General features: G+C 36.7%; 9 protein-coding genes. 7 read left to right on the top strand and 2 right to left on the bottom strand.

Going from position 1 to position 10,513, the window contains the following annotated elements; translation table 11 throughout:
* Positions 1–623 precede the first annotated feature (623 nt).
* The 7 genes from BUB99_RS14625 (at position 624) to BUB99_RS14590 (ending at position 9,391) form a co-directional block, all read left to right on the top strand.
* A complete protein-coding gene (locus tag BUB99_RS14625) occupies positions 624–1,205 on the top strand; it encodes a DUF6088 family protein (RefSeq protein WP_073123547.1) in 582 nt (193 codons plus the stop codon).
* Positions 1,202–2,191, top strand: a complete 990-nt coding sequence (locus BUB99_RS14620; protein ID WP_073123545.1) for a nucleotidyl transferase AbiEii/AbiGii toxin family protein — start codon at positions 1,202–1,204, stop codon at positions 2,189–2,191. Before BUB99_RS14625 ends, BUB99_RS14620 begins: the two co-directional genes overlap by 4 nt.
* The gene (gene dcm / locus BUB99_RS14615; RefSeq protein WP_073123543.1) at positions 2,191–3,294 is read left to right on the top strand and encodes a DNA (cytosine-5-)-methyltransferase; all 1,104 of its coding nucleotides are present in this window, start codon (positions 2,191–2,193) and stop codon (positions 3,292–3,294) included. The genes BUB99_RS14620 and dcm overlap by 1 nt, the downstream gene beginning before the upstream one ends.
* Position 3,295: 1 nt before the next feature.
* Positions 3,296–5,041 (top strand): McrB family protein, encoded by a 1,746-nt coding sequence (locus BUB99_RS14610; protein WP_073123541.1) that lies wholly within the window; start codon positions 3,296–3,298, stop codon positions 5,039–5,041.
* 5 nt (positions 5,042–5,046) lie between these two features.
* Complete coding sequence (locus BUB99_RS14605) at positions 5,047–7,278, top strand: DUF2357 domain-containing protein (RefSeq protein WP_073123539.1); 2,232 nt, start codon at positions 5,047–5,049, stop codon at positions 7,276–7,278.
* A 321-nt stretch (positions 7,279–7,599) separates the two neighbouring features.
* Positions 7,600–8,211, top strand: coding sequence for a hypothetical protein (locus BUB99_RS14595; RefSeq protein ID WP_073123535.1), 612 nt, complete (start codon positions 7,600–7,602; stop codon positions 8,209–8,211).
* A 202-nt stretch (positions 8,212–8,413) separates the two neighbouring features.
* Positions 8,414–9,391, top strand: a complete 978-nt coding sequence (locus BUB99_RS14590; protein ID WP_073123533.1) for a transglutaminase domain-containing protein — start codon at positions 8,414–8,416, stop codon at positions 9,389–9,391.
* A 221-nt stretch (positions 9,392–9,612) separates the two neighbouring features.
* Here the strand turns inward: BUB99_RS14590 and BUB99_RS20690 are convergent, their stop codons facing one another.
* A complete protein-coding gene (locus tag BUB99_RS20690; RefSeq protein WP_084190575.1) occupies positions 9,613–9,897 on the bottom strand; it encodes a transposase in 285 nt (94 codons plus the stop codon).
* A 12-nt stretch (positions 9,898–9,909) separates the two neighbouring features.
* Positions 9,910–10,383, bottom strand: a complete 474-nt coding sequence (locus BUB99_RS20765) for an IS110 family transposase (protein WP_407691732.1) — start codon at positions 10,381–10,383, stop codon at positions 9,910–9,912.
* Positions 10,384–10,513 lie beyond the last annotated feature (130 nt).

The following is a 10,513-nucleotide window of genomic DNA, read 5'->3' as shown; positions in this document are numbered from 1 at the left end:
TGCTTTTAGAGAGGATTGAAGTCGAATGATATTGGCTGAAAGTGTGGTTTATCCGAAGGATTAAGTTTTGCTCGTCAGGACTCGTTGAAAGCAGTCTTTCAAAACGTGGACACGTTGACAAAACTTGAGATTTAAGTTAGGCGAGAATCACCACAATTTCAAGGGATAAGCAGTTAAAAAGGCACCTCTCTTCTTCAAAAAGACGATTCATAGCCCTGTCTATAACTCATATTTTTTCAGAACAAAACAGCGAAAAGCAGCGGTAGATTCCAATTTTCAAACGAACAATAACACTGCGTATATTTCATTGATTAACTTGTAAGCTGTTTTAATTAGATGACTAAATGGTCAGCTTACAAATAATCAACGACGCTAAAGCTAAACATACAGTCGACGTTGTATGCCATTGTGTAAAGTAAAACCCCACCGCACATTTTAGCACATTTGGTTTTTGCCAACGCACAAAGCCAACCCAAAAAAACCAAAAGAGCTAAAATCTCCCCACCCACTTTGTATCTGAAACATTTCTACTCAATATCAGTCCCAATATTTATCTATTTTTCGGGACAATAAATTCTAGAAAGAAGATTGATTTGTCCCATTTTTTAATCATTTTTGGGACAATGTTAGATTTGGACACCATAAAAAAGAAGTTTAATAAAGGAGATATCTTCTTTATCGCTGACTTCACGGAGTTGGGTTCTTATGAAGCAATAAGAAAGTCATTACAGCGACTGACAACCGAAGAAGAAATTGGTCGAATTGCCAAAGGAATATATTTCTTACCTAAAAAGCATGAGAAATTCGGCATCATCTATCCGCATGCAGAACAAATAGCTGAAGCAATTGCCAAGCGTGATAAAGCCCGTATTATCCCAACGGGAATAACAGCTCTCAACAAACTAGGACTTTCCACTCAAGTACCTTTGAAAGCTGTGTATTTAACAGACGGATCAACCCGACAAATTGAGGTGGGTAACCAGACCATTCAATTCAAAAAAACAAACCCTAAAAACCTCAGTATCGACCATCAACTAAGCAATTTGATAATTCAAGCACTCAAAGCCATTGGAGAAAAAAACGTGACGGAGAAACAAATTGAAAAGATCCAGAAGATTATTAACGATAGCCAAGAGCGAGAATTAATCTATAAAAACTTGTTGAATGCTCCAGTTTGGATGCAAAAACTACTCATAACGAAATGAACAACTGGCTAACCTTATCGAAAGAAGAACAAGTTGAGTTGTTTACTCAGGTCGGGGTTCGTATGAACCTACCCTCTCAAGCAATAGAAAAAGATGCTTGGGTTACGCTTATGCTACGCATGATTTTCAACTCTGAGCTAGCCCGCCAGTTTATCTTCAAAGGAGGCACTTCGTTAAGTAAAGCGTTCAACCTCATTCAGCGATTTTCTGAAGATATTGACTTGGGCCTAGATCGTTCATACCTGGGCTTCAAAGGGGAATTAACCAAAGGTGAAATTAGAAAGCTCAGAAGAGCCTGTCATACATTCGTTTCAGAAAAATTAACAACTATTCTCACTCATGAACTCAACAACTATGGGATTGAAGAAAGCTTGTATGACATAGCGGTAGATAACGAAAAGATTTCGGATCAAGACCCTGAAATGATTCAAGTAAACTATAATTCCGTTTTCGAAGAAGTTTCCTACTTACCCAAAAGAGTTTTGATCGAAGTGAGTGCAAGGTCATTAAGGGAACCTTTTCAAGAGGTTAAAATCAACTCTTTTATCGATCAGCAATATTCGGAAATGGATTTTTCCGAGCCCGAGTTTCAAGTACAAGCAACTAGCCCACAAAAGACGTTCTTAGAAAAGCTGATTCTACTTCACGAGGAGTTTGAGAAACCAGCAGACAAAATAAGACATCTAAGAATGTCCCGTCATTTTTATGACATAGGACAAATTGTTGACTCTGAATTCGGGGATGATGCTTTAAATAATTCGGAACTATTCAACAGCATTATTGAGCATCGCAAAGTGTTTACTCCATCGAAAACGACTGATTATGAAACGTTGGATTTAAAAACGCTGAACATTACTCCACCTCAGCAGCAATTGAAAAATTACAGCAAAGACTACAGAGATATGCAAGGCAGCATGATACATGGAAGTTCAGAAAGCTTTGATGTGCTGCTGGAGAAACTAAATAGGAGATTAAAACAATACTAATGTCAAAAAACAAAAAATATAAATTCACTTTTATTGACTTATTTGCAGGAATTGGAGGTTTTCATCTCTCGATGGAAAGTGTAGGGGGAAAATGCGTTTTCGCCTCTGAAATTGACAAATTTGCTCGACAGACATATGAAGCAAATTACAAACAGTCTTCTCCTGAGATATTTGATAATGGTAATTTCAATGAAGACATTACAGATGAAAATCTCAAATATGAAGATATTCCAGAATTCGATATTTTATGCGGAGGATTTCCTTGTCAACCTTTTTCTCATGCTGGATTAAAAAAAGGCTTTGGTGATACAAGAGGAACATTATTCTTCAATATTCAAGAAATAGTGCACTCAAAAATTAAGGCTAACCAAAAGGACAAATCTATTTCAGTACCTAAAATTCTGCTTCTTGAAAACGTTAAAGGGTTTAAAAATCATGATAAAGGGAATACATTTAAAACAATTAAAAATGTTTTAGATGATTTAGGTTACGATATGAATGCCGAAGTACTGAATAGCAAGCACTTTGGAGTTCCACAAAATAGAGAGCGTATATTTATGGTTGCGTGGAATCGAGACCTCATAAAGGTTGAAAAATTCAATTTTCCATTCGGAATAGATAATGATGGAAAAGTGATCTTTGATAAAGAAAAGCGTGAACAATTAGCAAAAGAAGTAAAAGTTGGTGATATCCTATTAAAAAAAGAAGAGCTGGAACTATTAGAAAAAGAGGCAAATAAAACTTATACAATTTCAGAAAGACTGTGGGCAGGTCATCAAAGAAGAAGAGTCGAACATGCCAATAAAGGCAACGGTTTTGGCTTTTCTTCCTTTAATGAAAATTCTCCTTATACAAGTACGATATCTGCTAGATATTATAAAGATGGTAGTGAGATTTTAATAGAACAAAACCATATTGAGGGAAGGCCAAATAGACCTAGGAAATTACATCCAATTGAAGCAGCAAGATTACAAGGTTACCCAATTGATAATGGATTTATCATCCCTGTTTCAGATAACCAAGCATATAAACAATTCGGAAACAGCGTTTCTGTACCTGTTGTAAAAACTATAGCACAAGAGATCATTAAACAACTTTTATAAAATGTTAAGAGATTTAAACGAATTACTATTAGAATCAACTGAGCTTGTACAAAAAGAGATTTCGTATGTATCTGAGTATAAATTTTCAGAAACTTTTAAGACCTCTTATAAGGAATTAGTAAATAACCGAGCAATCTTTCAAAACTCAACAGTTTTAATTCCCACATCGACCAAAACTGTTGCAGCACCATCGATTTGGTTTTGGGTTGCCTGCCATCTTACAGACTTGTTAGATGAACTTGAAAAATATAAAAGCAGAGTTGAAGAAATTTTAACCGCTACTAATATCATTAACCTAGATACTGAGTATTCGACTTGGGCTGATGAAATTAGAAAAGGCAATAAAACTCCTGAAGCAGAATTTGTTGAATATTCTAAATCTCATTTTGGAGAAGATGAAACCGACAAAATATTAAAATTCATTACAGATTATTCATATTGGGGAGGAGGTAAATCAATAGGAAGATCTCAAAATGATTTTGCACATAGCGTTCTACTAAAGGCTTCTGGATTATTGAATGAAAGTAGTGGGTATCTAAGTTCAATAGTATATCAACTTAAAACTCACCCAAGTCTTAAGGAAGAACTTTTAAAATCAGTAGTGAAATTAAATTCTATCATTGAACAAGAACCATTCAATCTTACCGCATACTCCGTTTCCCTCAAAGATTCCGGCCTACTATTCAGCGAAACCATCCTAACACGATTTGTAGCTTCTCTTCTTACCAAGCCTTTTGTGCTGTTGAGTGGCTTATCGGGTTCAGGGAAAACGAAATTGGCTCAGAGTTTTGTGCAGTGGATTTGCCAAGACGAGAGTCAATATAAAATTGTACCTGTGGGGGCAGACTGGACCAATAGAGAACCCTTGCTTGGTTATCCTAACGGGTTGAATAGTGAAGAATACATAAAGCCCGACAATGGTGTGCTGGATTTGATCTTATCGGCCATAACAAATAAACAGCTGCCTCATTTTTTGATATTAGACGAAATGAACCTCAGCCATGTGGAGCGGTACTTTGCTGACTTTTTGAGCGTGATGGAGTCAAACGATACCATAAAGCTCCATTCTGGCGAGGAAGAGAAGTCGGACGTCCCTAGTTCCATTACACTTCCGTCTAATTTATTTATCATTGGTACGGTAAACATTGATGAAACCACCTACATGTTTAGCCCAAAAGTACTGGACAGAGCAAATGCCGTTGAATTTCGAATTACGACTGATGAAATGAACCAATATTTTACTGAGAGTCCACAGCTTGATCTAGATCAATTGCGAGGCAAAGGTGCTTTGATGGCTGTTGATTTCTTAGAAAAAGCTCACACTAAAATCGTTGAAAACAAAGATGCGGAGGCGGTAAAAGAAACATTGGTGAAATTCTTCGCTGAATTACAAAAAACAGGAGCAGAATTTGGTTATCGAAGTGCTTCGGAGATTATTCGTTTAATTAATCAACTTAAAGTAATCGATGCTGAATTAGCATTAGATACCTGTCTGGATATTGCCATTATGCAAAAACTCCTACCCAAGCTACATGGTTCAAGAAGAAAGCTTTTGCCAGTCCTAGAACAATTAGCGGGCTTTTGTATAAAGGAAGGATATAAAGGAAACATCGAAAAAGACATTTTACTAAACAAAGAGTTTGACCATAAGAGTGAGTTTGTTCAATTCCCCATTTCGTTGGAAAAGATAACGAGAATGTACCATGGTGCTATAGATAACGGTTTTGCTAGCTATGCAGAGGCGTAGAAATTATGGAACTACTTGAATTCAATATTGATGACATAAAAGTAAAACTTGCCTCAAAAGTTAAAGGAGTACTTTTTGACTGTGAAGATCACTTGGAGTTCGGAGAAGAACGATACCAACTTGTAGAGGGTAACTTTTACCAATACGAACTACCGGAAGGATATCAGCTTGACGACAGACATGAATTAGTTGAAACCAACGCTTTCCACACCAATCAAGGAAGAATAACACCTAACATTTATGTGGGACAAGTTTCAATTCCTGTTCTGGATGCTGAAGAAACAAAGGTTGCTGAATTAAAGCTAGAAGTGCGATCAATCAAAGCGAATTATCGGTCTGATTATCGCTTTATGTTGGAAACTATTACGGAGAAATGCACCGATTTACTTCTTCAAAGCAATTCACCCGTTACGCAACACTTCGATATCGACTATGAAAAAGACAGTTCAAGTACCTATCAGCGATTTTCATTCATTAAATCTGTTATTGATAATGAAGAATTTGATGAGGCTATTCAACGAATATTGACTTCACCGGTTACTAAATGGATTGAAAAAACGGAAGTGGTGAATACTCAGAGAATAAAACGATTGGGTAGTTTCGAAATTCGTCAGTTGACAACTGGTTCTCAGAGGACATCTTTACCGAGTAGTCATCATCTCCATTCAGTAGGATTAACTTCGATTCCTAACAAAATTAGCTCATACAGTAAGACCGATTCGGTTGACACTCCGGAAAACAGATTCGTAAAACATGCTTTAGAAACCTACTTAAAATTTTGTTCTGATATACAATCGAAAGCCAGTGTTGGATCGAGATTATACCTTGAGGCTAAGGCCGTAACACAAAAATTAGAATCGTATTTACACAATACTATCTTTAAGGGGATCTCTCGTCCTACCTCTTTAAAATTAAACAGTCCAATACTGCAACGAAAAGAAGGCTATAGAGAATTACTGAAATCTTGGCTCGTGTTTGATTTGGCAGCAAAACTGACTTGGCAAGGCGGTGATGATGTGTATAGAGCTGGAAAAAGAGATGTAGCTACATTATACGAATACTGGTTATTTTTCACCCTGTTGGACTTATTCAAAGATGCCTTTGAAATTGAACCAAAGGAAACTTCAAAACTCATTCAGAAAACGAATGATGGACTAGGCTTGCAACTCAAGCAAGGCCAACATACTGCACTCAAAGGAGTATTCAATACAAGCACAAGAGAGTTGAATGTATCTTTTAACTATAATAAATCCTTTTCAGGAAAAAGTGAATACCCGGAAGGTGGCAGTTGGACTAAAAGTATGCGTCCAGATTATACCTTGTCATTTTGGCCAAAATCGATAACTAAGGTAGAAGAGGCAGAACGACTAGAACAGGTTGTACATATTCATTTTGATGCTAAATACAAAGTTCTACACCTCAACCAAATAATAGATGAGGAAGAAGAAACAAGTAGGTCATTCAAAAATGCAGACATTTTAAAAATGCATGCCTATAAAGACGCAATTAGACGTACAGGAGGTGCTTATGTCCTTTACCCAGGAACGGAATCGATGAAGGAAAAAGGCTTTCATGAGATAATACCAGGGCTGGGAGCCTTCCCAGTTCGACCGTCCAGAACCAATACGGGGATAGCAGATTTAAAGGCATTCATTCTTGAAGTAATTAATCACTTTGTTAACCGAGCTTCACAGCGTGAGTTTCTATCAAATAAAGTTTACGACATCTACCGAGACAAACCATCAGAGCTAAATGAACCTATACCTGAAAAGTATGGTGACAAAAACATCATACCTGACGAGACTTTTGTTTTAGTTGGGTTCTATCGTTCAGCAGAGCATTATAATTGGATAAAAAAAGGTCAATACAATTTTAGAATGGGATCTGGTAACGGTTCTTTAATTCTTGAACAAGAAGTAATTGGAGCAAAATACCTTCTACTACACACCCACAAAGAGAAGAAAAGTGGTGATCTATGGAAGATTGTAAGTAAAGGACCAAAAGTTTATTCAAGGCTAAATCTGGAAAAGAAAGGTTATCCAAAAGCAACTGATGAAAAGGATTACGAAAAGCATTACTTGGTGATCGAAATTGAAAAAGTCACCGACAAAGAATTTGTGGGTCGCGAATGGGATTATACGAAACTATCGAATTATAGTGAGGGTAATGCAAAAGCATATCCTTTTACAACTACACTCACAGAACTTATGAAAGTCATAATGAAGCCCACGCAGTGAGCCAAACACATTGCCAAGTCGCACAAGGCAACCGCACAAACCAAAACATGTCAAAGAGTATGGCTACCCAACGCACGGTGGTAACCCGAAGCGGTCTGCTACTAAAGGGGGGAATACACGGCATACAACATGGGCTAAGAAAACATAGGGGTTTGGTGGTATTAGAAAGTTCAGAGCTTTTGGACAGTCCGCCAATCCAAAATTTTGATTATGAAAAAAGTAAATTAGATTATAAAAATATTTGGCTTGGCTAAGTGGTAAACTGAAAGTTTCGTGCTTCGTAATCGCCTACTTTTCATATGCTAACCGTTACATGCCACTATGAGAATCATATTAACACTTTCTTTATTTTTAACATTTATCACTTCTTGTTCAAACGATGAACAGCATAGAATTAATACGATAATATTAAATACCGTTTCAGTTGAGGAATTAAACAGGCAACAAATAATAATGAATGACTCAACCATTTCATTCATTAACACAATATTACCATCAACACCTGTCGAGATTAACAACACTCGAACTTTAATCTTGAAGGAACTCAAAACGATTAAACAAGAGCTGGTTAGTTCTTCAGGTGGTTACGATGAATACCACAACTACATAAATCCATTGGAACAAGTTCGAGTTAGAGCATTTCTAATTGAAAATGGAAAAGCATCGGAAATACAAGAATATGTTAATTCAATTATAAGCGATATCAATAAGCAAGGATATGAACTGCCTAGAATTGCCAGAGACGCAAAAGACATAGAAATATTTCGATATGACCCAAATCAAAAACACAAAACATATGAAGAAATGAACTTTGCAAATGTCAACCTAATTGAAGCTCTAAATGTTATTGCTGTGAATGAGGCTTTCATTTTACAGGCTGAGAACAAATACCTGAATTGGTACCTCATGCAAAATCTAAATAAAGGCATGTAACATTCTGTGATGAAATCATGGCGGTTTAGAGCAGACGAAAATTCTCTGCATTCTGGATGCCTCGCCATATCTCAGATTAGCTCTATGGAATCAAAAAAGGAATAGACCAAATCAGAGATTTGGCTAATTCGTTAAGGAAACATTATCTTCACCAAAAGCCACGATTCATACAGTGGCGTTAGCTACAATACAATTGCCTCCAATGAAATTAATATTTTCACTTGTTTTCTTGCTTACTTTTGGCTCGCTTAAAGGGCAAGATGTTATTGACAGTGTTTTATACAATCACTCGATTTCGGCTCCAGAAAATCTTAATGAAGATATTGAAGAATTGATAGAATACTTATCACAGGTAGCAAAAACAGACAAACAAAAAATACAGGTAATATCTTATTGGATTACTAACAATATTGAATACGACTTAACTGGATTCTTTAGTAACAGTTATGGTAATTCTTCTTGGGCCAATACCTTAATCACAAAAAAAGCAGTTTGTCAGGGGTACTCTGAACTATTTAAGGAATTTTGTGATCTCTTAGATATCGAATGTTATTTGATAACCGGCTATGCAAAGGGTTATGGCATAGAGCCGGGTTATTCATTTCAAGAAACTAATCATGCTTGGAATATTGTAAAAATCAATGGAGTATATGAACTTTTCGATTTAACATGGGCAAGTGGTCATTCGTCATTTTATGACTCTTCGTTATATGTCAAGAAACTTGATCCTAAATTTCTTTTTGCAAATCCAATAAGCTTTGTAGAACAACACCTTCCAGGTCAAAATAGATGGCAACTTTTAAATTTTCCAGTATCTATTGATGAGTTCGAAAAGAATGTTGAAGCTGAACATATGATAGATAGTGCAGGTTTGTTTTACAACTTTTCCGATTCAATTGCAGCTTATTCGGAACTTGATGAATATGACAGAGAAATATGTGATCTTAATAAGAATTATGAGGTTTTACCATCTGAATTAAATCGTGCTTTATTAAGCTATAAATCAGGGTACATATTATCATTTGGCAAGTATGATGAAGATCGATTTAATAAATCACTTGAACTTTTTACGATTGCACTAACAACCTATCAAAAACCAGAATACGAGAACCCTTCATATGTGGAAAACATTCTACAAAACATGGAATATGTCAAGTCGAGATTGGAGAATAAAAAGTAGCTAACAATTGATATGAGATGCATGGCGGTTTAGTGAAAATGGAGAGTGTAGCGGTTTTTTCAAGCCCCGCCGATTCTGCGCTGCGCCTCATTAGAAATCAAAAATGTATGAGCCGAATCGCAGATTCGGCTATATTAGTATCCGAAACGAACAAAACATAAAACGCCACGACACCATATCTTGGCGATATCTATGGTAAAAACAAGTGTAATGGCCTTTTTTTAATCCAATTTCTCTTGATAAGGCGTTCCTCTTTTGACAACCGCTACCACGCGGTGAAGCAGTTTGTTTCTAACGGCATTTAATGCACTCATCTTGCTTTTTCCATCTTCTGTTTTTCTTAAGTAATACTCTCTGAGTTCTTTGTGGCATTTTACTGCATTCATGGCACACATATGCAAATGATGTTTGAGTTGTTTATTAGCAAAGCTTGAGGTGCCAGGCTGAGAAAACACACTCGTCCCACTGCGATATTCGAAGGGTGCAACACCACAGTAACATGCCAGTTTTCGGTTGTCCTACATGCGAGTGAATCCATCTGTATAAACAATGAGATCAATAGCCAAAACTTTACCCACACTCTTCACCGAAGTGACCAACTGGTAGAGTGCACGAAGTTGTTTGTCTATGCTGACCAACTCTTCCATTTTCTCTTCTACTTTGACTAAGGATTTTTTTAATCCTTCTACAGCTTGTCGACTGACTCTTTCTATTTCCCTACCTGCCTTTGGATCTACTTTTGTCAGTTCATTGATCGCAACGGTTTGACTTTGGAGTCCTTTCTGAAGTCTTATTCTGGTCTTCATAAGGTCTTTAAGGCGGTTTAAGGTAGGATGAGAGAGTTTGACTAGTTTGGCATCTCTTTGATGGTCAAAAGCAAATTTGGCTATTCTCTCAGCATCAATCTTATCGGTTTTACCTCTAACTAATCCCATACTTCTTTTGATGTGTAAAGACGACTCTAGCCATACTTTACATTCAGCATGAGGCACTTTTAGGTTAGTTAAAAGCAGGAAGATTATCAATCCCTACCCTAAAGGCCGGCTCCTCACTAAAAATGTCTAACAGACATTTTCTTTACGCTCCGCCCCAGTTCATCCAATCAGACTTGCTATCTTGTCT

The sequence above is a fragment of the Reichenbachiella agariperforans genome (assembly GCF_900142205.1).
Lineage (GTDB): Bacteria > Bacteroidota > Bacteroidia > Cytophagales > Cyclobacteriaceae > Reichenbachiella > Reichenbachiella agariperforans.
Note: the sequence above shows the minus strand (reverse complement) of the source record. Positions and strands in the feature narration are given on the sequence as shown.